General features: G+C 66.3%; 19 protein-coding genes. 11 read left to right on the top strand and 8 right to left on the bottom strand.

The annotated features are described in order from the left end of the window. Positions 1-51: 51 nt before the first annotated feature. Entirely contained in the window at positions 52-1287 is a 1236-nt protein-coding gene (locus tag ACUDP5_RS26805) for a branched-chain amino acid ABC transporter substrate-binding protein (RefSeq protein WP_445657676.1), read from the bottom strand. Between the two features lie 44 nt (positions 1288-1331). Beyond that, positions 1332-2138, bottom strand: coding sequence for a shikimate dehydrogenase family protein (locus tag ACUDP5_RS26800; protein WP_445657675.1), 807 nt, complete (start codon positions 2136-2138; stop codon positions 1332-1334). A gap of 240 nt (positions 2139-2378) precedes the next feature. Here ACUDP5_RS26800 and ACUDP5_RS26795 point away from each other — a divergent pair, with 240 nt between their 5' ends. Together ACUDP5_RS26795 and ACUDP5_RS26790 are read left to right on the top strand one after the other, a co-directional pair. Next, positions 2379-3116: an SDR family NAD(P)-dependent oxidoreductase gene (locus ACUDP5_RS26795; protein ID WP_263915646.1), complete on the top strand. Its 738-nt coding sequence runs from the start codon at positions 2379-2381 to the stop codon at positions 3114-3116. 134 nt (positions 3117-3250) lie between these two features. Continuing rightward, on the top strand, positions 3251-4012 hold the full coding sequence (locus ACUDP5_RS26790) for a FadR/GntR family transcriptional regulator (protein ID WP_263915647.1): 762 nt from the start codon (positions 3251-3253) through the stop codon (positions 4010-4012). 72 nt (positions 4013-4084) lie between these two features. Here ACUDP5_RS26790 and ACUDP5_RS26785 read toward each other — a convergent pair whose 3' ends face one another. From ACUDP5_RS26785 to thpR, 3 genes are all read right to left on the bottom strand, one after another. After that, entirely contained in the window at positions 4085-5422 is a 1338-nt protein-coding gene (locus ACUDP5_RS26785; RefSeq protein ID WP_445657674.1) for an NAD(P)H-dependent oxidoreductase, read from the bottom strand. Between the two features lie 129 nt (positions 5423-5551). Further along, positions 5552-6112, bottom strand: coding sequence for a 5'-3'-deoxyribonucleotidase (locus tag ACUDP5_RS26780; RefSeq protein ID WP_263915649.1), 561 nt, complete (start codon positions 6110-6112; stop codon positions 5552-5554). A gap of 79 nt (positions 6113-6191) precedes the next feature. Then, positions 6192-6722: an RNA 2',3'-cyclic phosphodiesterase gene (gene thpR, locus ACUDP5_RS26775; protein ID WP_263915650.1), complete on the bottom strand. Its 531-nt coding sequence runs from the start codon at positions 6720-6722 to the stop codon at positions 6192-6194. Between the two features lie 208 nt (positions 6723-6930). On the opposite strand from thpR, the gene ACUDP5_RS26770 reads away from it, so the two are divergent. Genes ACUDP5_RS26770 through ACUDP5_RS26745 form a run of 6 tightly spaced genes read left to right on the top strand, consistent with a single transcriptional unit; the run spans position 6931 to position 12922 of the window. Next, a complete protein-coding gene (locus tag ACUDP5_RS26770; protein ID WP_445657673.1) occupies positions 6931-7518 on the top strand; it encodes a Csu type fimbrial protein in 588 nt (195 codons plus the stop codon). Between the two features lie 49 nt (positions 7519-7567). Further along, positions 7568-8092: a spore coat U domain-containing protein gene (locus tag ACUDP5_RS26765; protein WP_263915652.1), complete on the top strand. Its 525-nt coding sequence runs from the start codon at positions 7568-7570 to the stop codon at positions 8090-8092. After that, entirely contained in the window at positions 8086-8643 is a 558-nt protein-coding gene (locus ACUDP5_RS26760; protein WP_445657672.1) for a Csu type fimbrial protein, read from the top strand. Before ACUDP5_RS26765 ends, ACUDP5_RS26760 begins: the two co-directional genes overlap by 7 nt. Before the next feature lie 11 nt (positions 8644-8654). Then, a complete protein-coding gene (locus ACUDP5_RS26755) occupies positions 8655-9443 on the top strand; it encodes a fimbrial biogenesis chaperone (RefSeq protein WP_263915654.1) in 789 nt (262 codons plus the stop codon). Positions 9444-9450: 7 nt separating this feature from the next. Beyond that, complete coding sequence (locus tag ACUDP5_RS26750; protein ID WP_445657671.1) at positions 9451-11919, top strand: fimbria/pilus outer membrane usher protein; 2469 nt, start codon at positions 9451-9453, stop codon at positions 11917-11919. A 31-nt stretch (positions 11920-11950) separates the two neighbouring features. Further along, on the top strand, positions 11951-12922 hold the full coding sequence (locus tag ACUDP5_RS26745; RefSeq protein ID WP_445657670.1) for a Csu type fimbrial protein: 972 nt from the start codon (positions 11951-11953) through the stop codon (positions 12920-12922). 99 nt (positions 12923-13021) lie between these two features. On the opposite strand, the gene ACUDP5_RS26740 is transcribed toward ACUDP5_RS26745, so the two are convergent. The 3 genes from ACUDP5_RS26740 to ACUDP5_RS26730 form a co-directional block, all read right to left on the bottom strand. After that, on the bottom strand, positions 13022-14509 hold the full coding sequence (locus ACUDP5_RS26740) for an efflux transporter outer membrane subunit (protein WP_445657669.1): 1488 nt from the start codon (positions 14507-14509) through the stop codon (positions 13022-13024). A 68-nt stretch (positions 14510-14577) separates the two neighbouring features. Beyond that, positions 14578-17796: an efflux RND transporter permease subunit gene (locus tag ACUDP5_RS26735; RefSeq protein ID WP_263915658.1), complete on the bottom strand. Its 3219-nt coding sequence runs from the start codon at positions 17794-17796 to the stop codon at positions 14578-14580. Between the two features lie 36 nt (positions 17797-17832). After that, positions 17833-19029 carry an efflux RND transporter periplasmic adaptor subunit gene (locus tag ACUDP5_RS26730; protein WP_081821632.1) on the bottom strand — a complete coding sequence of 399 codons (1197 nt, stop codon included), beginning with the start codon at positions 19027-19029 and terminating at the stop codon, positions 17833-17835. Positions 19030-19420: 391 nt separating this feature from the next. Here ACUDP5_RS26730 and ACUDP5_RS26725 point away from each other — a divergent pair, with 391 nt between their 5' ends. The 3 genes from ACUDP5_RS26725 to ACUDP5_RS26715 all read left to right on the top strand — a co-directional run bounded on the left by ACUDP5_RS26725 (position 19421) and on the right by ACUDP5_RS26715 (position 22685). Continuing rightward, the gene (locus tag ACUDP5_RS26725) at positions 19421-20491 is read left to right on the top strand and encodes a LysR family transcriptional regulator (protein ID WP_263915659.1); all 1071 of its coding nucleotides are present in this window, start codon (positions 19421-19423) and stop codon (positions 20489-20491) included. Positions 20492-20614: 123 nt separating this feature from the next. Then, on the top strand, positions 20615-21724 hold the full coding sequence (locus ACUDP5_RS26720; protein ID WP_445657668.1) for an AI-2E family transporter: 1110 nt from the start codon (positions 20615-20617) through the stop codon (positions 21722-21724). Positions 21725-21917: 193 nt separating this feature from the next. Further along, on the top strand, positions 21918-22685 hold the full coding sequence (locus tag ACUDP5_RS26715; protein ID WP_445657667.1) for a phytanoyl-CoA dioxygenase family protein: 768 nt from the start codon (positions 21918-21920) through the stop codon (positions 22683-22685). Positions 22686-22916 lie beyond the last annotated feature (231 nt).

Raw genomic sequence — 22916 nt, 5'->3', positions numbered from 1 at the left:
TGAGCGTTGTTGTGATGCCGCCGCGGGCCGTCCGGCCCGCGGCGGGGGCCATCAGTCCGGGCGCACCATCTTGCAGGTGGCCTGCACCGGGGCGGAGACGTCCGCCGCGGCCAGCACCTTGACCGGCTCGAAGCCCATGTCGGTGCCGTCGGCCTTGTACTTGGCGTTCTTGCTGACCTTGGACACCACCATCGGCAGCTGTACCTGGTGGTCTTCGGCGCGCATGGTGTAGGTGCCCAGCGGCGACGTGTAGGTGACCTTTTCCAGCGCACGGGCCAGGTCCGGCACCGACAGCTTGCCGTCCTTGGGCTGGACCTGCTTGAGCGCCTGGCCCAGGAAGGTGATGCCGATGACGGTCTGCGGTTCGGTGTAGCTGGGGTAGTGGCCGGTCTTGGCCTTGTAGTCTTCGGCGAACTTGGCGCCGTCTTCGCCGGCGGCCTCGATGTTGTAGGGGTGGGCGATGTAGTGACCCAGCGCCACCTCGCCGGCGTTGGCCAGGTTGCCCACCTGGTCCAGGAACACCGTGGCAAAGCGCACCTTCAGGCCGGCCGATTGCGTGGCCTTCATGAGCAGCAGCAGGTCGTTGGACCAGTTGCCGGTGATGACGGTGTCCGGCGTGGCAGCGCGGATGCGGGCCACGTAGGGCGCGAAGTCCTGGATCTTGTTGACTTCGTGCAGCGTCTTGCCCACCACTTCATAGCCGTACTGCTTGGCAAAGCGCTCGGTGGCGCCTTCCATGTCCTGGCCCCAGGAATAGTTCTGGTTGATGGCGTACACGCGCTTGCCCAGCGTGCCGTCGGCCGACATGACCGAGGCCAGCGCCTTCACGCGCAGGTCGGCATTGGTGGTGAAGCGGAAATGGTAGAAGTGGCACTTCTGGCCCGTCAGTTCCAGGGCCTCGCCGCCCACGTTCAGGAACACGACTTCCTTGCCCGGATTGCGCAGGTTGTGCTTGCGCACGTCCTCGGTCAGTTGGCCCGAGATCGCCGACGACGACCCTTGCACCAGGATCTGCACGCCTTCGGCGGCCGCCGCGCGAAAGCGGTCGGACGCGCCCACCGGGCCGCCCTGGTTGTCGAACTCGACCAGCTCCAGCGGCTGGCCGTTCCAGCCGCCGGCCGCGTTGATGCGGTCCAGTTCATATTTGACCGCGGCGCGGAACATCAGGCCGGTCGAGGCCTGCGGGCCCGACAGCGTTTCGATCAGGCCGATCTTGACGGGCGCGGCCTGCGCCGATGCGGCAATGCCGGCCAGGCACAGCAGGCCGGTGGTGAAAGCCAATTTCATGCGTGTCTCCTCCGTGGAACGGGAGTGTGGGGTCCGTGAATCGATCAAGCTGCTTGATGCGGCTCTTGTATGCCCAGGAAGCGGGCAATTTCGGTGAGCTGGCCTTCCAGCATGTACAGGCCGGGGTGGGTGCGGCAGCCACGCGCGGCAGCGGCGCGCAGCAGTGGCGTGTCGACGCGGCTCATCACGGCGTCGGCCACGACCGTGCCAGGCGCCAGGGCGTCAAGCTGGAAGGGCAGGGAATCGGTATCGGCCAGGCCAAGCGAGGTCGCGTTGATCGCGATGTCACAGGACTCGGGGCGGGGGCCGGCAATGTGGAGGGCCAGCGCAGGGTAGTGCCGCGCCAGGCGTTCGGCAAAGGCCTCGGCCTTGGCCGCGGAGCGGTTGTAGAGCGACAGGCTGGCCGGGCCGGCATCGGCGATGGCACAGGCGATGGCCTTGCCCGCGCCGCCCAGGCCCGCCAGGTAGACATGGCGGCCGGCCGGATCGTGGCCCTGGCTGCGCAGGCCCGCGACAAAGCCCAGGCCGTCGAAGTTGCCGCCGGTCAGGCAGCCGTTCTGCAGACGCACGGCATTGACCGCGCCGATCAACTGCGCGGCGGGGGTCAGGGCATCGCACAGGGCGGCGGCGCTTTCCTTGTGCGGCACGGTGACGACGATGCCGCCCAGGTTGGCCAGGCCGCGCAGGCCGGCAAACAGGGCGGGCAGCGCGGCGGCCCCGACGTGAAACGGGACCATCACGCCATCCACGCCGCGCTCGCGCAGCAGGGCGTTGAGCCGCTGGGGCGTCCTGACGTGCGCGATCGGGTCTGCCGCGATCGCAAATACGGTAGTGCTGCCGGTGATGTCCACCTGGTTGTCCCCTGCCTGTCATGCGGCCCTAGGCCGTGCTTTTTGCTGACGCCCTTGCCTGGAAGCGCGGGTTGATTTACGCTTTCATCACAAGTTGTCAGGCAACTTTATTAAGTTGTCCGATAAATCATAGGGCAAGCGTTTTTCCCGTGTCAAGCAACGGATTCGGCGGTTCAATCGAATTCGTGGACAACCCCCGGGACCCGGCGCGGGCCGCTCGAACATCGCTAGGGAGACAGCATGATTTCGTTTGAAGGACAGGTAGTGGCCATCACCGGCGCGGGCAACGGCATCGGTCTGGCAACCGCGCGGCTGATGGCCGCCCACGGCGCCCGGCTGGTGCTGACCGATATCGACAAGGCGCGCCTGGAAGAGGTGGCGGCCGAACTGGACGCCACCGGCCAGCGCGTCTACACCCATGCGCTGGACGTGGCGGCTTCGGCCGATTGCGAACGCGTGCTGGAACGCGCCGCGCAGCACTTCGGCGGCCTGGACCACCTGGTGCACTGCGCCGGCATCTATCCCGAACAACTGGTCAGGGACACCACGGACGAGGCCTGGAAGAAGCTGATGGGCGTGAACCTGGACGGCACCTTCTACGTCTGCCGCGCGGCCCAGCGTCACCTGCGCCAGAATGGCTCGATCGTGCTCCTGACGTCGCTGGCCGCGCAGCGCGGCAGCTACGCCCACGCCGCCTATTCGGCATCCAAGGGCGCGGTGCAGAGCTTCGCCCGCAGCCTGGCGCTGGAACTGGCGCCGCAGATCCGCGTGAACGCGGTGGCGCCCGGCATCATCGCCACCTCCATGACCCACGACCTGATCGGCCAAAAGGGCGCCCAGTTGCTGGAAAGCACCCCGCTCAAGCGCTTCGGCACCGCCGACGAAATCGCCGGCGCCATCGCCTTCCTGTGCTCACCGCTGGCGGGCTTCGTCACCGGCGAAGTCATGCAGGTCAACGGCGGCATCTATATCGCGTAAAGTCTCAAACCGCCGTGCCCTTGCAACCCGGCAAAAGACTATGATTTTCAAGGGCGCGGCCGCAGTGAAACGTCGAAAACTCCTATAACCCAAGGTAGCCGCCCCGCGAGCCGCCTTACGTTTTAATGAACCTCATGCAGCCCATATCCGAACAGGACCGGCGGGACCCCGACCCGCAACGCGCCGCTCCCAGGCACTCGCTATCCGCGGGCGTGGCCGACGCGCTGGCCGAGCAGATCCGCCAGGGCGCGCTGGCGCCCGGCGACCGCCTGCCCACCGAAAAGCAACTGACCGAGATCTACTCCGTCAGCCGCGCCGTGGTGCGCGAGGCGCTGGCGCGCCTGAAATCCGAAGGCCTGATCACGTCGCAGCAAGGCAGCGGCGTCTTCGTCGACCCGAACTTCCAGCGCAACGCCTTTCGCATTGCCGCGCCATCCCCGGGCGACAGCCAGGACCTGGAACACATCCTGGAACTGATGCTGTCGATCGAAGTCACCGCCGCCCGCTACGCCGCGCAGCGCCGCACCGACGCCGACCTGAAGAAGATGCGCCAGGCGCTGGTGGGCATGGAGTACGCGCTGATCAACGACAAGCTGGGCGACGAAGAGGACTACCAATTCCACCAGTCGATCGTGCAGGCCACTCACAACCCCCACCTGGTGGCGCTGAACGACTACCTGGAAGCCAATGTGCGGCGTGTCATCCGCAGCGCGCGCAACAACACGGCGCGCAGGTATGCCGAACGCATGGCGGCGGTGCAGAGCGAACACCAGGCGATCTTCGCCGCCATCGAAAACGGCGATCCGGACGCCGCGGGCCGTGCCGCCGAGCAGCACCTGCGCAACGCGGCCGACCGGCTGCGGCTGTTCCAGGCGGAGCGGCCCGCACCAGTGTGAGCCCTGTTGGCGGGGACCGATGAGCGCGCTGCGGCGGGCGGGTCGTTGCATCGCCCCCCCGCGGGCCAGGGCTCAAGCGAAGGTCTGCTCCATTTCGCGGCGAAACTGCACGGCCTGCGAGCGATCGTCGTATTCGACGTCGCTCCAGCGGATCGCCTGCGATTGCCGCACGGCATGCTTGAGCTTGACCTGATGCGACAGGCCCAGCGGCAGATAGCCTTCTTCCACGGAATCGCGCGCCGGCATCAGGCGTCCGTACACCGTATAGCCGCCTTCGCCGTCCAGCAGTTGCCCGGCCTGCAGATCGCGCTTGGCCGTGGCCACCACGTCGCCATGCCAGCCTGCCGGTGCACCCGTGGGCTCGCGCCGCAGCCCCACGCTGGCTACGCTGATGCCCAGTTCCAGGCCCAGCAGGTGATACGGCTTGTACATGGCGGTGTAGTTGCCGCCCGGATCGGTGACCAGCCCGTACTCCTTGAAACAGCGGCGCACGTAATCGCTATCGGCGGCCAGCGTCACGTACACGCCCCAGCGCAGGTCGCGAAACACCGGCCGGCCGTCGCGCTCGAGCGAGGAAATCACCTCGACCTGTCCGCGATGATGCAGGATGCCGCCGTCTTCGCGCGGCCGCAGCACCCGCGCCAGGTCATCCACGCCGCAAGGCGGAAAATGCAGTCCGGACGGCGATGGCAAGAGCCCCGTGGCATTGGACACCGCCGCCATCTCGATGGCGCTCTTGGTGCCATCCAGGAAACTGTTGAACATCTGCGCATTGAAATCGCCGGCCGCCACCATCTCGGCAGTGAAGCCGTAGTACGGCCACACGGTGTCCGGCGTGGACGTATGGAACTCAGGCAGATACTTGGTGCCCTTGCCCGCCGCCATGACCTCGAAGCCGCTGGCCCGCGCCCAGTCGACCATTTCGCAGATCAACGCCGGCTGGTCGCCATAGGCCAGCGAATAGACGATGCCGGCCTCGCGCGCACGCCGCGCCAGCAGCGGCCCCGCCAGCGCATCGGCTTCGACATTGACCATGATGATGTGCTTGCCCTGCTCGCAGCAGGCCAGCACGTGCCCGATACCCGCGGCCGCCTGGCCGGTGGCGTCGATGACGATGTCGACGTCGGGGCTGGCGATGACCGCGTAGGGGTCGTCGCTGAAATAGACCTTGCCGTTCTTGAGGGCGTCATTGACGGTGGTGGCATTGAGCGCCGTCGCCGGCCACCCCACCCGGGTCAGTGCCGCGCGGGCCCGGTCGGGCGCCAGGTCGGCCACCGCCACCAGGCGCATGCCCGGCGTGCGCGGAGCCTGGCTCATGAACATCGAGCCGAACTTTCCGGCGCCCAGCAGCGCGACGCGCAAGGGCTTGTGGTCGGCTTCTCGCTGCTTGAGCAGACGGTGCAGATTCATGGTGCGGGCTCCTCCAGGAAATGGGGATACAGCACCACAGGATAGTCCTAAAACATGACGGCTGAACAGGGCCTGCAAACCGCCCGGAAAGCCCTCATCCGAAGGGCTTGCGACCCTATCATCCGGGCGTCACTCGTCTGCGGTATAGAGTTCGCCGGCCAGCACGCTGCGCCAGTTGCTCCAGTTGATGCGCGGCCGGTCGGTCACCTCGCGGTTGTAGGGCGCATCGAACAGAATGTGCTTCCAGCGCGGCTTGACCGCGCCCTGGATCAACGGCTTGTCGTCGATCAGCAAGTTGCCGTGCACCAGCGTCTTGTCCTTGGTCAGCACCAGCCGGTTGGTCGCCTCGCGCCCCAGGTGCTTTTCCACCCACAGATACTTCTCGGCCACGCAGTTCTCGAACTGCGACAGCGGCGAGGTGCAGATGCGCACATCCATGCCCAGCGCCAGCAATTCCTTCACCGCATCCAGCGCCCCCGGAACGGGAGGCAGGTTGCGAATGAACCCCGGCGCGGTATAGATGGCCTCGGCCATGCCCCGCAGTTCCGGCGCATAGTCTTCGCGAATGTAGAAGGACTTGCGATCCTCGAACGCCACGGGCGCAATATCGGGATGGCGCTCGCGCCAGGCATCGATGAACGCATGTTCGAAGTCGGCCAGCACGCCGTCTTGGTCGAGCAGGATGATCATGAAGATCCTAAGTCGTTGCGACGGGCTCGATTGTGCCAGAGCCGTGAGCGGGCGGTCCGCTCGCCTGGCCGTCTCTACGCTAGGCCGGTCGCGGGCAAGATTGGGCCACGACCCGATAGCGGCTGCCGCCGGTGGAAGATTCCGACGCCACCAGCACCATGCGGTCATACCTCCAGGTCAGCGGGGCCGGTGGCGCTGCGGGCGGCGCATCGCGTTCGATATTGCGCAGCAGCGTGACGTGCGGGCGGAACGGTTGGGTGGGCGGCACCAGGCCGAATGCCGACAGCCAGAGCCAGAGGCCGTCATGCGCCGCCTGCAGCAGATCGGGCACGTGGCTAGGTCCAGCCCACAGGATGCGCTGCCGGGCAAAGACGCCGTACTGATCCAGGGTGAGCTCACCGGGTATCAGGCGATGAAAGGGGGTGGCCTCGATGAGTTCGTCGGCGATCGCCCGGTCCACCGAACCCAGGAAGGCCAGCGTCAGATGCAGGGTTTCCGTGCGCATGACACGGCCCTGTGCGTGGGCGTGGGCGTGGTCGGCCCACGTGGCCAGGTTGCTGGCCAGGGGCGCGTCGGGCCAGAGCGCGTAGAAGAGGCGGGTGGTCGGCATGACGGAATTGTAGGCCCGACTTGCGCCGGGGTCAGACGATTCTGAATCGCGAGGGGCCGTCCGGCGCGGCGGCCGCGACCGGCGCAGATCCGGAATCGTCTGATGTCAGGCGATCCCGACGATTGATGTAATGCCTTCCGAACCGAAAGACGCCCGTGCGTATTCGGGGATTCAACCTCTTCCCATTCCTTCAGACCCGAATAACTTCATGAAACAGACTCTCTTGAACGCCGCGATCTTGTGCGGTTGCTCGATTGCCGGCGTGGCATCCGCCGCGGCAACGGACCCCGCGGCAGCCCCTGCTGCAGCGCCCACTTATACCGCCGGCGAAGTCCGGGGCCAGCTGGCGGTCGAACTGACCATCGGCAAAGGCTGCGAAGTGGTCAATGGCTCGGCCAAGGACTTCAACTCGTTCGGCACGTTGAGCTTCGGCGAAGTCTCGGCCCTGACCCAGAACTTCGTTGACGCCCAGGCCAAGGGTTCCGGCGGCGCCGTCGTCAAGCTCAACTGCACGCAGGGCGTTCCCTACCGCGTGTCGTTGGACGACGGACGCAATGCGTCCGGCGAGGGCGCCCGACGCCTGGCGCTGGTCGGCGGTACCACCGCTGCGTACGTCCCCTACTACCTGTATCAGGACGCGGCGCGCAAGACGGTCTGGGACAGCAAGAATCCCTACACCGGCTCCGGCAAGGGCGCGGCCGAGGAAATGGTGGTGTACGGCCGCATTCCTCCCATGGCAGCCACCCCCGCGTCCGGCAAATACGCCGATGTCGTCATGTTGACGGTCAGCTGGTAAACCTCTTGTGCAACGGGTCCGGTGCGTCGCACCGGACCCGTGGATGATCATGTTCCGCCCAGCATTTCATTTTCTGCTCTGCCTTGGCGCCGCCAGTGCGGCTCACGCGCAGACCTTTTCGCAATCCGGCAGTGCGACCCTGGGGGTGCGCGTGGTCATCGCCACCCTGTGTTCGGCCGGCGCCGCGCCCGCAGGCAACGCGGTCTCGTTTGGAACACTCGATTTCGGCACGCATCCCAGCCTGGCCAACGTGGTCAAGGCCCAGGCGGGCAAGGGGCAGGCAGGCATACGCGTGCAATGCGCCACCGGCGTTCCCTATCGCGTGGTCCTGGGCGAAGGCGAGAACAACGCAGGCCAGCAGCGCAGGCTGAAAGGGCCGACCGGCGCCTTCGTCGGCTATGCGCTCTACAGCGATGCGTCCTACAGCCGTCTCTGGACAGGGGCCACGCCGCTGGCGCGGTCCGGCACGGGCGCCGAAGAGCTGATTCCGGTGTACGCCGCGATCGAGCCGGCGCAGGCCACGCCGGCTGCGGGCGTGTATCGAGACACCGTCAAGGTGACGATCCAATGGTAGCCGGCAAGCGGGTACCGGGGCCGCGGCGCATGCTGCCGGCCCTGCTGGTGGCCGTCCTGACGCATGCGCCGGGCGCCAGCGCGGACCTGGTCACGCAGGCCATGACCGTCAAGGCGGCGATTACGCCGGGCTGCTGGTTTGGCTCCAGTCAGAGTCCCGTGACGTCGCTCGGCGTCATCGACTTCGGCACCGTGTATCGCCTGGACAAGAGCGTCAAGACCAAGTCCACCGTCAGTGCGGGGAGCATCGTGATGCGCTGCACGCCCGGCACGACATTCCGGGTGGATATCAATGAGGGCAGCAACGCCACCCGCTCTTCATTCGCCTATAGCGGCCGGCAATTGAAGAGCGCCGCCGGCAAGGTTCTGAAATACGAGCTGTACCAGGACAGCGGCTATCTCAAGCGCTGGGGCCAGAACAACGATGGCGTGCTGCTGACCGCGACGAGCAGCGCCATCGATCTGACTGTCTACGCCGAGTTGCGCAGCACACAGGCCATGCCGGAGCCCGGCCTGTACACCGACGACTTGATCGTCACCGTCTACTACTGATTGCCTTTGCCATGAAACCCCTCATTCATTTTGCCGGCGCGCTGGCCGCGCTGTGCCTGTCCGGATCGGCCGTTGCCGCCGCATCCATCCTGGTCTGGCCCATCGATCCGGTGATCGAACACGACGATACCGGGACGGCCATCTGGTTGGAAAACAACGGCAAGTCCGCCTCGCGCATCCAGATCCGCGCCCTGGGCTGGACCCAGGCCAATGGGTCGGACGAGCTGGTCCCGCAAGACAACATCGTGGTCAGTCCGCCCGCGGCCGAGATACAGCCGGGCCAGCGTCAGTTGCTGCGCCTGATCCGGACGGTCACGGTCCGAGCCGGCGAGGAACAGGCCTATCGCATCCTGATCGATGAAATTCCGGGCAATGCCAATGCCGGACAGACCCGTGAAGCGCCCCCCGTGGCAGAGGCCGGGCAGGGCGCCGGGCTGGCGTTCCAATTGCGCTATTCGGTGCCGCTGTTCGTCAGCGGCGCCGGCGCCTGGACGCGTGAAGACGCCCGCAAGCATCCCGATCCGAAAGCGGCTGCCCAGCCTGTGCTGACCTATACCGTGCAAAGCAAGCAGGGCCAGCGCTGGCTGGTCGTGCGCAACACCGGTCCGGTGCACGCACGCCTGTCCCATGTCAGTTATGTCCAGGGCGGACGCGAGGTGTGGTCGGTGCCGGGATTGCTGGGTTACGTCCTGGCGGGCGCCGAAATGGCGTTCGAGGCGCCGGCCTCGGTGCAGGCGGGAGGCGCCCTGAACGCGTACGTGAATTCCGATCGCGAAGCCCGTGCGATCGCACCGCGGTGAACCAGCCGTGGCAACTCGCTTTTTCCATGCTTTTCGACAACGCGCGGCTGGGGCATGCAATCGCCTGGCCGTCCTGTCGCTGGCAGCCAGCGCCTGCGCGGTGCAGGCACAGCCCCACGGGGCCGCATTCTCGCTGCCGGATGGAATGCTGTACCTGGACGTCGTGGTCAACGGAAAGGCGGCCGGCCAGGTACAGAAAGTCGAGCACCGCCAAGGGCATTTCTACTTGCAGGCCGCGTTGCTCAAGCAGCTGGGAGTGAAGGTCGACAACCCTGCGCAGGACCTGGTCGCGGTCGACAAGATCCCCGGCGTGCGGGCAGTGCTCGACAACGCGGCACAGCAACTGGTGCTTACCGTGCCGCCGGACTGGCTGCCCCAGCAGGTCGTGGATATGGATACGCGTAGCCAGGTATCGGTGTCGGCCGCCAGTTCAACGGGGTTGCTGCTCAACTATGACACCTATCTGAACCGCAGTCGGCGAGCCTCTGCACTGTCGGTGTGGAGCGAGCAGCGATTCTTCAGTCCCTACGGTTCGGTGTCGTCGACCGGGGCCTGGCGCAACACGTTGCGCGGCGAGGACCTTTCGGGCGCCCCTCGCTACATGCGATACGACACGCAATGGCGCTACAACGATCCCGCCACGGTGCGCAAGTACGTCCTGGGCGATCTCATCACCGATGCGTTGGCGGATTCGGGCGCCGTGCGCATGGCGGGCTTCCAGCTCGGGCGCAACTTCGCCACGCGTCCCGACCTAGTGACCTATCCGGTACCCCAGTTCGCTGGCCAGGCGGCCGTGCCGACCGCGGTGGATCTGTTCATCAACAATTATCGGATGGGATCGCGTGAGGTCGACCCTGGTCCGTTCACGCTGCAGAGCCTGCCGTATATCAATGGCGCGGGCACGGCGACGGTGGTCACCCGCGATGCGTTGGGCCGGGAAGTCAGCCAGGAGGTGTCGTTCTATGTCTCGAACGATCTGCTGCGGGCCGGCCTGTCAGACTACAGCGCATCGGTCGGCCTGTTGCGCCGGCAATACGGCGTGTCGTCCTTTGACTACGGTGACATTGCGGCAAGCGGCGTGATGCGCCACGGCCTGACGTCGGGCTGGACCGCCACGGGATGGTTGCAGGGCGCGCCAGGCTTTGCCGCCGGCGGCATCGGCTCGAACGTCCAGTTGGGCGTGTTCGGCGTGTTGAACGCTGCCGTTGCCGGCAGCCGCGCTTCGCCGGGAACGATAGGGCGGCCGGCCATCGACACATGGCGCCCGCTTTCGCCCTACGACAGGCAAGCAGGTTTGACGGCGGGCTCGCGCGCCGCCACGACGGTCTACAACGCCGATACGGCTCAAGGCGGGCAGTGGTCGCTGGGGTACTCCTACAGCAATCAACGCTATAGCGTCGGTCTGCGCCGCACTCGCCGTGACGAAGGGTTTGCGAATCTGGGCCTGTACCGCAATGCGGGCCGGCTGCCGCGTCAGGAAGACCAGGCCACCGCCAGCGTTTCTCTGGGGCGCTATGGCTCGCTGGGCATGGGATGGTTCGACCTGGACTACGCGCCGAACCAGCGTACCCGGCTGCTGAACGTGTCGTATGGCGTGACGCTGGGCTACGGGGTCAGCCTGTATGCCAGCGCCAATCGCGAGATCGGCTCGCAGGGCTACAACGCCCAGTTGTCGCTGTCGATCTCGTTGGGCGACGGTACATCGGGCAGTCTCGGCATGACTCGCGACCGCGACGGGCGGCGTTCGGAACAGGCGAATTTCATGAAGGCCGCGCCCTTGGCCGGCGGCGTGGGCTGGAGCCTGGGCGCCAGCCATTCCTCGACCAGCAGCGTCTACCGCCAGGCGGAGGTCAATTGGCGGGCTTCGCGCTTTGACCTGCGCAGCGGTGTCTATGGCGCCGGCGATGACCTGTCGCAATGGGCGCAGGTGAGCGGATCGATCATTGCCATGGACGGCGCGCTGCATCTGTCGCGCCCGGTCACGGACGCGTTCGCGCTGGTCTCCACCGACGGCTATGGCGGCGTGCCGGTCAGCTTCGAGAATCAGTACGTGGGCGATACGGACGCCAGCGGCCACCTGCTGATCCCGTCGGTCAGTTCCTGGTATGCCGCGCATTTCGAGATCGATCCGATCAATCTGCCGGCGGACGTGAAAGTGCCCCTGGCCAAGACCGAAGCCGCCATCCGCGATGGCAGCGGCCTGGTGCTGCGTTTCCCGGTGCAGAAGCTGCGGGCAGCGGTGTTTTCGGTGGTCGGCGCCGACGGCCGGCCGGTGGCGCCGGGCAGTCAGGTCCAGGCGGATGGCCAGGATGTGGCCTGGGTGGGCCGTGAGGGCGAGGTGTACCTGGACACGCTGCCTGCGGCCACGACCCTGCATGTGTTGCCGATCAACGGTTCCCCTGCTTGCCGCGTCACGCTCGGGCCTGTGCCCCCGCAGGCCGGCATTGCCCGGCTTGGCCGCCTGGCTTGCCAATGAGCGTGGTCATGCACCCTGTACAACTGCCTCTGTGAGCGACTTCATCATGCCCATCTTCTTTCAACGCGTTCTGCTTTTCGTGGCGCTGCTGGCGGGCCTGTCCGCCGTTGCAAGCGCAGACAACAACTGCCAGGGAGGGGCTGGGGCGGAAATCAAATTTGGTTCGTTCTATTCCTACGAGCTCTACAAAAGCAAGAACTCCCGGCAATTCGATTCCAGCTTCCAGTGCAATTTCTTTTCCCTTATCAACCTGGGCACCAATTCGCAGCTCAAGGTGACAGCCATCAGTTCGAACAATGGCGCCATGACCGTCTTGTTCGGCCTGGGCCGCGTGCCCTACAAGCTTTACAGCGACGCGAAAGGGACGGTCAGTCTGCCATTCGGGCAACAGGTAAGCCTGCCCCAGGGCGGGTTGAGTTTTCTGGGGTTGGGCGGGTCGGTGGGCGGCAATGTGCAGCTGTTCCTGGAGACGCAGGCCGGTGCCAATCCCACCGCCGCGACCTATCGGGACACCATTACGCTGCATTGGGAGTGGGGTTATTGCTCGCTGGGCGCGCTGGGCCTGTGCGCGCCATTTTCGTGGCATTCCGGGACGGCATCGAGCATCGTGAATGTGTCGCTTGATGTGCGCAAATCTTGCGCGTTCAACGGCGGCGCCGCCACGCTGAACTTTGGCGCCCAGCCGCTGGTGTCCCGGTTCAAGCCATCCACCGCCAACGTCGGCCTATATTGCACGGTTCTGGTGCCGTTCAAGATTTCCATCGGCGAGGGTGAGAATGCCGTCAATGGCACGCGCAGAATGAAGGGGGCAGGGGGCAACTATATCGAGTATCAGCTGTACCAGGCCGGCACGGACAAGATCATGACCCCGGGCGTGGCGATAGACGGCGTGGGACTTGGCAACGTGCAGACGTTCACTGTCGAGGGCCGCATCAACGGCCAGCAAGGCGACGTGCCGGTGGGTGAATATTCTGACCATCCCATCATGTTGATCGAATACTGAGTCCAGCCGCGCAGGTGGCCAGGCATGGGCGGCCGCCCCATGAAAATGCCCCGCAGGCGAACGCACCTGCGGGGCAGAACGTGCAGGCAAGCACGTTTTTTACGGGTTCGCGGCCACCGTCTCGGCCCCGGGCACCGGGTTGCCCCAGCCGCCGCCGATCGCGCGGATCAGGTCCACCGCCGATCGCGCCTGTTCGCCGCTCAACTGCACCGATACGCGCTGCTGCAACAGCACGCTGCGGTCCGCCTCGATCACATCCAGGTAGCTGATCGAGCCTTCGCGGTACTGCGTATGCGACAGCTTTGCCGCCCGTGCCGACGCTTCCACCGCCGCGTCTTGCGCACGCGTCTGGTCGGCCAGGATGCGCAGGTTCGCCAGGTTGTCTTCCACCTCGCGGAACGCGTTCAGCACCGTCTGGCGGTAGACCGCCACGTCTTCTTCATAGACCGCGCGGGCGCGGTCCAGGCCGGCCTGGCGGCGGCCGCCGTCGAAGATCGGCATCGACAGCGCGGCGCCCACCAGCGGGCCCAAGAGGAACGTGCGGCTGGACCATTGGAACAGATTGCCCAGTTCCGAGGATTCGTAGCCGAATGCGCCCGTGATATCCAGGCGCGGGAAGAACGCCGACTTGGCCGCGCCCACGCGGGCATTTGCCGCGGCCATGGCGCGCTCGGCGGCCGCGATGTCGGGGCGGCGTTCCAGCAGCGTCGACGGCAGGCCCGCCGGGATCGACAGCGCCACCTTCTGTATCGGCTGCGGTGGCATCGTGAATTCCGACGGGGCGCGGCCCAGCAGGACGGCCAGCGCGTGCTCGGCCGCCGCGCGGCGGCGGTCGATGCCCAGGGCTTCCGATTGTGCCGACGCCAGTTCGGCCTTCGCGCGCGCCAGGTCCAGCTCGCTGATGTCGCCCGCGTCGTAGCGGCGCTGGATCAGTTGCAGCGTATCCGTGCGCAGCTTCACCGTCTGGTTGTACAGCGCCGATTCCGCGTCCTGCTCGCGCACCAGGAAATACGTGCTGGCCACGTCGGCCTGCAACGCCAGCAGCACCGAGCGGTACAGCGCCTCGCTTTGTTGCGCGTCGGCCGTCGCGGCGTCCGCCGTGGAAGCCACGCGGCCGAACAGGTCGGCTTCATACGAAACCGTGCCCTGTGCGCGCCAGGTCGTGCTCGGACTCGTCGGCGTGCCGTCGGGCAGGCCTTGCGACACGGCCGACGGGCGTTGGCGGCTGGGGCCGAAGGCGGCGTCCAGGCTCGGGAAGAAGCCGGCGCGGGCCTCGCGTTGCAGGGCGCGGGCCTGGGTCAGGCGGGCGGCGGCGGCCTGCAGGTTCTGGTTGGCCTTCTGGGCCTCGTCCTGCAGCTGGTTCAGGCCTTCGTCGCCGAACACTTTCCACCAGGCGCCGCGCAGCGCGTCTTCCGACGGCTCGGCGGCCTTCCAGGTGCCCGCTTCCGAAGCGGGCAGGGCGGCTTCCTTGTAGGCCGCCGGCGCGGCGGCCGCGGGCCGTTCATAAGTCGGGCCCACCGCGCAGCCGGCCAGCACAAGCAGGACGGCAAGCAGGGCGGAACCTCGGATCAGTCTTTTGGTCTTCATGACGATTCTCTTGGGGGCGCGCCCCGCCGTTCGGGACGGGGCGCGCTGGCTATTTTTTCCGGGCCGGCTCAGGCGTGGTGTTGCGTGGCGGGCGGGGCGTTCGGGTCGATGTGCGGCACGCACACCGGCGCTTCATGCTGCGCGGCCGAATGCAGCGTCTTGCCGCTCATCGAACGCAGCAGCACGTAGAACACCGGCGTCAGGAACAGGCCGAACAACGTCACGCCCAGCATCCCGAAGAACACCGCGACACCCATGGCATGGCGCATTTCCGAGCCTGCGCCCGACGACAGCACCAGCGGCACCACCCCCATGATGAACGCGATGGACGTCATCAGGATCGGGCGCAGACGCAGGCGGCTGGCCTCGATGGCGGCTTCCAGCGGTGTGCGGCCGTCGTTCATCTCCAGCTCGCGGGCGAATTCCACGATCAGGATCGCGTTCTTCGCCGACAACCCCACCAGCACCATCAAGCCGATCTGCGTGAAGATGTTGTTGTCGTTGCCCGTCAGGTACACACCCGTCAGGGCCGCCAGGATGCTCATCGGCACGATCAGGATCACGGCCAGCGGCAGCGTCAGGCTTTCATACAGCGCGGCCAGCACCAGGAACACCAGCAGCACGCTGATCGGGAACACCCACAGGCCGGCATTGCCCGCCAGGATCTGCTGGTACGTCAGGTCCGTCCACTCGAACTTCACGCCGCGCGGCAGGGTTTCCGCCGCCACGCGCTCGGCCGCGGCTTGCGCCTGGTCCGACGAATAGCCGGGGGCCGGGCCGCCGTTGATGTCGGCGGCGGTGTAGCCGTTGTAGCGCACCACCATTTCCGGACCGAACGTCTGCTTGACCGTCACCAGCGACGACAGCGGCACCATGTCGCCCGCGGCATTGCGGGTCTTCAGTTGCAGGATGTCGTCGGCGTGGGCGCGGAACGGCGCGTCAGCCTGGGCCCGCACCTGGAACACGCGGCCGAAGCGGTTGAAGTCGTTGACGTACATGGAGCCCAGGTAGATCTGCATGGTGTCGAACACTTCGGTCACCGGCACGCCCAACTGCTTGGCCTTCACCCGGTCCAGGTCCACGTCCAGCTGCGGCACGTTGATTTCGTAGCTGGAGAACGCGGGGCCCAGTTCAGGTGTCTGGCGCGCCTTGGCCAGGAAGGCCTGCTTGGCCTTGTCCAGCTCGGCATAGCCCAGCGCCGCGCGGTCTTCCAGTTGCAGCTTGAAGCCGCCCAGCGTACCCAGGCCCAGCACCGGCGGGGGCGGGAACACGGCGATGAACGCCTGCTGGATGGCGCCGAACTTCTGGTTCAGCGACGCCGCGATGGCGTTGCCCGACAGCGCCGCGCCCTTGCGTTCGTCGAACGGTTTCAGGGCCACGAACACGATGCCCGCGCTGGAACTGTTGGTGAAGCCGTTGATCGACAGGCCGGGGAACGCGATCGCGCTTTGCACGCCCGGTTCCTTCAGGGCGATGTCGCTCATCTGGCGGATCACTGCTTCCGTGCGGTCCAGCGACGCGCCGTTGGGCAACTGGGTAAAGCCGATCAGGTACTGCTTGTCCTGCGCCGGCACGAAACCGCCGGGCACCAGGTACGACACGCCGATGGTGGCCGCCACGAGCACCACGTACACCGCCATGGCACCGGCCTTGCGCCGGATCACGCCCGACACGCCCACGCCATAGTTCTCGGAGGCGCGGCCGAACATGTTGTTGAACCAGTTGAAGAAGCGGCCGAACACGCGGTTCATGCCGCGGGTCAGCCAATCCGGCTTGTCGTGGTGGCTCTTGAGCAGCAGGGCCGACAGGGCCGGCGACAGTGTCAGCGAGTTGAAGGCCGAGATCACCGTCGAAATGGCGATGGTCATGGCGAACTGCTTGTAGAACTGGCCGGTCAGGCCCGTCATGAACGCCAGCGGCACGAACACGGCGCACAGCGTCAGCGCGATGGCGATGATGGGCCCGCTGACCTCACGCATGGCGCGATAGGTCGCATCGCGTGGACTCAAGCCCGCTGCAATGTTGCGTTCGACGTTTTCCACCACCACGATCGCATCGTCCACCACGATCCCGATGGCAAGCACCATCCCGAACAGCGACAGGGCGTTGATCGAATAGCCGAACATCAGCAGCAGCCCGAAGGTGCCGACGATGGACACCGGCACGGCCAGCAGCGGGATGATCGACGCACGCCAGGTCTGCAGGAACAGGATCACCACCAGCACCACCAGCGCAATGGCTTCCAGCAGCGTGTGCACCACGGCCTCGATACTGGAACGCACGAACTGGGTCGGATCGTATTCGATGCGGTATTCCACGCCCGGCGGGAAGTCCTGGGCCAGCTCGGCCATGGCGGCGCGCACCTTGGACGACACGTCCAGCGCGTTGGCGCCCGGCGACTGCATGATGCCCATGCCGACCGCCTGCTTGTTGTCCAGCAGCGAACGCAGGCCGTATTCCTGCGCGTCCAGTTCCACGCGGGCCACGTCCGACAGGTGCGTCACGGCGCCGTCGGGCGAGGTCTTCAGGATGATGTCGCGGAATTCCTCTTCGGTCTGCAAGCGGCCGCGTGCATTCACGTTCAACTGCAGCGGCACGTCGCCCTGGGTGGGGGATGCGCCGATGACGCCGGCGGCGACCTGCACGTTCTGTTCGCGGATGGCGGCCACCACTTCGCTGGCCGTCATGCCGCGCTGTGCGACCTTTTGCGGATCGAGCCACACGCGCATCGAGTAGTTGCCCGAACCCCACACGGTCACTTCACCCACCCCGGTAATGCGTGCCAGGCGGTCCTTGACGTTCAGGATCGCGTAGTTGCGCAGGTAGGTGATGTCGTAGCGATCGTTGGGCGAGATCAGGTGCACCACCAGCGTCAGGGTGGGCGAGCTCTTGGTCGTGGTCACGCCCAGGCGCTGCACGTCCGGCGGCAGGCGCGGCAGCGCCTGCGACACGCGGTTCTGCACCAGCTGCTGCGCCTTGTCCGGGTCCACGCCCAGCTTGAAGTTGACCGTCAGCGTCAGGTTGCCGTCGCTGTTGGCCTGCGACTGCATGTACAGCATGTTTTCGACGCCGTTGATGGATTCCTCCAGCGGCGAGGCGACGGTTTCGGCGATGACCTTGGGGTTGGCGCCCGGATACTGCGCGCGGACCACCACGGACGGCGGCACCACTTCCGGGTATTCCGAAATGGGCAGCTGGAACATGGCCAACAGGCCGCCCAGCAGCACCAATATGGACAACACCCCGGCGAAGATCGGCCGGTCGATGAAGAATTTCGAGATATTCATGAACGTTCTCGTTCTGCTTGTCTTGTCACCGGCCGCTTAGTTGGCGTTGGCCGATGCGGTCTTGACCGGGTTGCGCTGGGCCGTGACCATGGGCACCACGGTCGGGCTCACGGCGTCGCCGGGGCGTACGCGCTGCAGGCCGTTGACCACGATGCGGTCGCCGGGGGCCAGGCCGGAATCCACGACCCGCAGGCCTTCCTGGTTGGCGCCCAGCTTGATCTGGCGGTAATTGGCGTGGTTCTTGTCGTCCAGCACCAGCACGAAGCGCTTGTCCTGGTCGGTGCCGATGGCCTTTTCATCGATCAGCACGGCGCTGCGCGGGTCGCTGCCGCCCAGGCGGATGCGGGCGTACAGGCCGGGCAGGAGCGAGCCATCCGCGTTGTCGAACTCGGCGCGCACGCGGATGGTGCCGGACGTGGCGTCCAGGCGGTTGTCCACCGATTGCACGAAGCCCGTGCGCGAATAGCCTTCCTCGTTGGCCAGGCCCAGCTCGACCGGTACCGAGCCAGCCTTGCCGTTGCGGGCGGGGTTCACGTACTTCAGGAAGGTCTGCTCATCGACGTCGAACGACGCGTACATCTTGGACACCGACACCAGGGTCGTCAGCGGCACCGACGTGGCGCCGGCGGCGACCACGTTGCCCACCGTGACCTCGGCCCGCGAGACGCGGCCGGCGACCGGCGCTTCGATGCGGGTGTAGCCCAGGTTCAGCTTGGCGTAGTCCAGCGCAGCCTGCGCGCCTTGCAGGTTGGCGGCGGCTTCGCGGGCGGCGTTCTGCTTTTCCTCGAAATCGCGGCGGGCGATGGCGTTGTCGGTCAACAGGCGCTGGCCGCGGGCCAGTTCGGTGGCCGTGTACGAGGCGCGGGCCTTGGCGGCCGTCAGGGCGGCGGCGGCGCGATCCACCTCGGCCGCGTAGGGGCGCGGGTCGATGGTGAACAGGACGTCGCCCTTCTTGACGATGCTGCCGTCCTGGAAGTGCACGGCGGTCAGGGTGCCGGAGACCAGCGGACGGATGTCCACGCGGTCGATGGCTTCCAGGCGACCGGAATACCGCTGCCAGTCGACGATGGTCTTGCTGACCACTTCGGCCACTTCGACGGGAGGCGCCGCCGGGGCGCCTTGCGCCTGGGCAGCATTGGCGCCGGCAGGGGCGCGAAACAGGGCGTAGCTACCGCCGGCCGCAATGACGGCCGCGAAAACGACGAGCACAGCAATACGATTACGCGAAACCATGATGTTCCTTGAGGGTGGTGTCGGGGTGAAGCGCACTTGCCGGGAACCGCGAGGGGGGCGGGGGGCGGCGGGGGCGGCATCGCGGCGGGTCTGTCAGTCCTGAAACACCGATGTCATACTGCGGTGCAGCATGCAACACTGTTACGTCTCCCTGGGCTGAGAGTGTCTTTGGGGGACGGACTCTCGCGGGATCGGAATCTGAGGATTGACAGGCCCTTTGATGGCGCCGGGCGGCACGGGCACTTCAAGATGATTGAATTCTGAGTGTTTTGCCGGTGCGGATAAACACGTGTTGTTCGGCAACACTGTTCGGCAGAATTGTCTAATCCCGGCCGGAAACGCGTTATGCTCCGTACACCCCGACCAACTGCCCTAATAGGACACCGTCGCCATGGACCGTTTTCAGGCTATGCAGGTGTTTGTGCGCGTCGTGGATGCCAATAGCTTCACCCGGGCGGCCGACAGCCTCTCGCTTCCGCGCACCACCGTCACCACCATCATCCAGAATCTCGAACGCCTGCTGGGCGTGCGATTGCTCAACCGCACCACGCGCCGTATCGGCCTGACGCCCGACGGCGCAGGCTACTACCAGCACTGCGTGCGCATTCTGGCCGACGTCGAAGAAACCGAGGCCTGCTTCCAGGAAGCGGCCCTGCGCCTGAAGGGGCGCCTGCGCATCGACGTGCCCACGTGTATCGGGCGGCTGATTCTAATCCCCTCATTGTGTGATTTTCACGACAAATACCCGGACGTCGAGCTGGTGCTCGGCCTGGGCGACCGCCCCGTGGATATGGTGCAAGAGGCCGTGGACTGCGTCATCCGCGCGGGCGACCTCGAAGATTCCAGCCTGGTCGCGCGCCGCATCGGCACCTTGCAGACGGTGACCTGCGCCTCGCCCACCTACGTGGCGCGTCACGGCATGCCGCAGACCATCGAAGACCTGCGCGACCACCACGCGGTGCACTATTTCTCCAGTCGCAGCGGCCGCAATTGCCCCTGGGACTTCAAGATCGACGGCAAGCACCAGGAAGTCGACATGCGCGGCACCGTCGCCGTCAACGAAGCCGGCGCCTACCTGGACTGCGGCCTGAAGGGCTTCGGCCTGATCCAGACCCCGCGCTACATGGCGCTGCCGTACCTGCAATCGGGCGAGCTGATCGAAGTGCTGCCCCAGTGGAAACCCAGCACCACCGCGATCTCGGTGCTGTACCCGCAGAGCCGCCAGCTGTCGCCCAAGGTGCGCGCATTTGCCGACTGGGTCGCCGAATTGTTCGCCAGCTGCCCGCTCTTGAGCGGCCGCGACGAAACCGATCCGGCCGCCGTCAGCTGCGGGGTGTTCCAGCAGCGCCAGACCAGCCAGGCCAGGCAGATGGCCGTGGCCGGCGTGGCGGCCGCCAATGCCCCCGAAATGCCGCAGCGCCGCCGCACCGCCCGGGAAGAAGCCGCCGAGTACGCGCTGTAGTCGGCACCAGCGGCGAAATCGCGGGAAACCCCGTAGTAAATACAGGGCTTGTGTCCCTCGTATTTCTGGAAACGTATGTATAGTCCGACAGTCAAAGCCTAAACGCATTCACTGTCGATCTCTATGCAGCCTGTACTTCCCGCTTACCTGATCGCCCGTTGGCTTTTGCTGCTGGTCCTGCTGGCGGGCGTGTATTTCCTGAGCGGATTCCTGGTGCCCGCACTGGCCGCGCTGATCATCGGCCTGGCCAGCTGGCCCTTGTACCGGCGCCTGGTCGACCGCTGCGGCGGCCGCACGATGCTGGCCGCCTCGCTGGCGCTGCTGGTCGTTGTGGTGGTGCTGATCGTGCCGCTGTCGCTGGCGCTGTCGTACGCCATCAAGGAAGCCAGCACGTTCTTCGCCTGGGCCATCGCAGCCAACCGGCATGGCGTGGCCGTGCCAGCCTGGATCACCTCGATGCCGGTGGTGGGCGACCGCCTGGGCGAATACTGGGAAGCCTATATTGGCCAGCCCCACGCGCTGGGCGCGCTGGTCGAAGCCGTCAGCGGCGAACACCTGGGCAACATCTACCGCATGGTGCTGGCCGCCACGGGCAATGTGTTCCAGTTGCTGCTGACCGTATTGTTCATGCTGATCACGCTGTTCTTCGTCTACAAGGACGGCCTGCGCATGGTGGCCCAGCTGGACGTGCTGGGCGAACGCATCCTGCCCGCGCGCTGGCAGCGCTTTTCGCGCGTGGTGCCGGCCACCATCAATTCCACCGTCACCGGCATGGGCCTGATTGCACTGGGCGAAGGCCTGGTGCTGGGCGTCGCCTACTGGGTGGCGGGCGTGCCGTCGCCGGTGCTGCTGGGCGTGGTGACCGGTTTCATGGCGCTGATTCCCGGCGGCGCGCCGCTATCGTTCACGCTGGTGTCGCTGTACCTGGTGGGCTCGGGCCACGTGGTGGCGGGCATCGCGCTGATGGTCTGGGGCAGCGTCGAGCTTTTCATCGTCGACAAGACGCTGCGCCCGCGCCTGGTGGGCGGCCCGGTCAAGCTGCCTTTCCTGCCGACGTTCTTCGGTCTGGTGGGCGGGGTCAAGACCATGGGCATCGTGGGCCTGTTCGTGGGGCCGGTGCTGATGGCGCTGTTGGTGGCGGTGTGGCGCGAATGGGTGCACCACGAGGAAGTCGAACGCGATACCGCGCGGCTCAGGGCGGCCGAACCCCCCGAAAAAACACCGGCCGGCTGACGCCAACCTGAGCGTTTTCATGGCATAGATGGCGGCCGCCTTCCCTCAGGAATTGCGGCCGCATTTCCAGTAACGGTCCCGCCCGCACATTTGGTAATCTAGCTCTCCCCGCGCTCGCCGGCGCCTTGCCCGGCACGCGCCTGCCCTGTGCGCAGACGCTTTGCAGCTTACGCCGCGGGGTGTGAGGGTCGAGATGTCCGGGTCACTGCAAGAAAAAGAGTTGGCGGTCCTGCGCGAGCAGGGCTTTTTCGTGGCGCGCCAGTTCGTGGATACGGCGCAGGTCCAGGCGCTGCGGGCGCTGGCCGAACGCCATCTGCACGACCACGTTGCGCCCATCGAATACGAAGCGGATCTGCGCTACCCCGGCGCACCGGAATCGCGCAGCGCCGAAGGCGGCTTGACGGTGCGGCGCCTGCTCAACGCCTACGCCCGCGACCCGCTGTTCGCGCAATGGGCCACCGACGCCCGCATCGGCCAGTCGCTGGCACGCTATTTCGGCGAGGCCCCGGTGCTGTCGACGGTGCACCACAACTGCGTGATGACGAAGCACCCGGCCTATGGCAGCCTGACGGGCTGGCACCAGGACATCCGCTATTGGTCGTTTTCCGACACGGACCTGGTGTCCTGTTGGCTGGCCCTGGGGCCCGAGACGCGCGAGAACGGCGGCCTGTCTTTCATCCCCGGCTCGCATGCGGCGGCATTTCAGCCCCAGCAATTCGACGACAAGAAATTCTTCCGCGACGACGCCCCTGGCAACGCGGACTGGATCGCGCGCGCCGTCTGCCCCGAACTGCAGGCGGGCGACGTGGTGTTCTTCCATTGCCGCACGCTGCATGCGGCCCAAGGCAACCGCAGCGACCGCGTGAAGCTGTCGGTGGTGCATACCTATTACCCGCAGTCCTGCCACCCGGTGCCGGGGTCGCGTTCGGCCAGCCAACCGGGCGTGCCGTTGGCGGGGTAGTGCAAGCGCGTCGGGGGTACGCGACGCGGTCAACGGCGGCAGGTAGCGGCGAGTCCGCCACCGGAGGGTCGAGAGCGGGGGGGCTGGCCATTCAGGTTGACGCAGCGCGCGGCCACCGGGGGCATTAAGTCATTGGAATTCGCTATTAATAATTGAATTACAATTAAATAGTGTGCACTTCGCGCGATCGCCCCCGGCAAGACGGCATCGCGCGCCCTGGCTCGTGCACGT

This window comes from Achromobacter sp. NCFB-sbj8-Ac1-l (assembly GCF_052695805.1).
This window is presented reverse-complemented; position numbering and strand designations above follow the sequence as displayed.

Bases quoted from the DNA above. Each gene is read 5' to 3' on its own strand.
- ACUDP5_RS26805 (WP_445657676.1), bottom strand. From the start codon at position 1,287: ATGAAATTGGCTTTCACCACCGGCCTGCTGTGCCTGGCCGGCATTGCC.
- ACUDP5_RS26795 (WP_263915646.1), top strand. From the start codon at position 2,379: ATGATTTCGTTTGAAGGACAGGTAGTGGCCATCACCGGCGCGGGCAAC.
- ACUDP5_RS26790 (WP_263915647.1), top strand. From the start codon at position 3,251: ATGCAGCCCATATCCGAACAGGACCGGCGGGACCCCGACCCGCAACGC.
- ACUDP5_RS26785 (WP_445657674.1), bottom strand. From the start codon at position 5,422: ATGAATCTGCACCGTCTGCTCAAGCAGCGAGAAGCCGACCACAAGCCC.
- ACUDP5_RS26780 (WP_263915649.1), bottom strand. From the start codon at position 6,112: ATGATCATCCTGCTCGACCAAGACGGCGTGCTGGCCGACTTCGAACAT.
- thpR (WP_263915650.1), bottom strand. From the start codon at position 6,722: ATGCCGACCACCCGCCTCTTCTACGCGCTCTGGCCCGACGCGCCCCTG.
- ACUDP5_RS26770 (WP_445657673.1), top strand. From the start codon at position 6,931: ATGAAACAGACTCTCTTGAACGCCGCGATCTTGTGCGGTTGCTCGATT.
- ACUDP5_RS26765 (WP_263915652.1), top strand. From the start codon at position 7,568: ATGTTCCGCCCAGCATTTCATTTTCTGCTCTGCCTTGGCGCCGCCAGT.
- ACUDP5_RS26760 (WP_445657672.1), top strand. From the start codon at position 8,086: ATGGTAGCCGGCAAGCGGGTACCGGGGCCGCGGCGCATGCTGCCGGCC.
- ACUDP5_RS26755 (WP_263915654.1), top strand. From the start codon at position 8,655: ATGAAACCCCTCATTCATTTTGCCGGCGCGCTGGCCGCGCTGTGCCTG.
- ACUDP5_RS26740 (WP_445657669.1), bottom strand. From the start codon at position 14,509: ATGAAGACCAAAAGACTGATCCGAGGTTCCGCCCTGCTTGCCGTCCTG.
- ACUDP5_RS26735 (WP_263915658.1), bottom strand. From the start codon at position 17,796: ATGAATATCTCGAAATTCTTCATCGACCGGCCGATCTTCGCCGGGGTG.
- ACUDP5_RS26730 (WP_081821632.1), bottom strand. From the start codon at position 19,029: ATGGTTTCGCGTAATCGTATTGCTGTGCTCGTCGTTTTCGCGGCCGTC.
- ACUDP5_RS26725 (WP_263915659.1), top strand. From the start codon at position 19,421: ATGGACCGTTTTCAGGCTATGCAGGTGTTTGTGCGCGTCGTGGATGCC.
- ACUDP5_RS26720 (WP_445657668.1), top strand. From the start codon at position 20,615: ATGCAGCCTGTACTTCCCGCTTACCTGATCGCCCGTTGGCTTTTGCTG.
- ACUDP5_RS26715 (WP_445657667.1), top strand. From the start codon at position 21,918: ATGTCCGGGTCACTGCAAGAAAAAGAGTTGGCGGTCCTGCGCGAGCAG.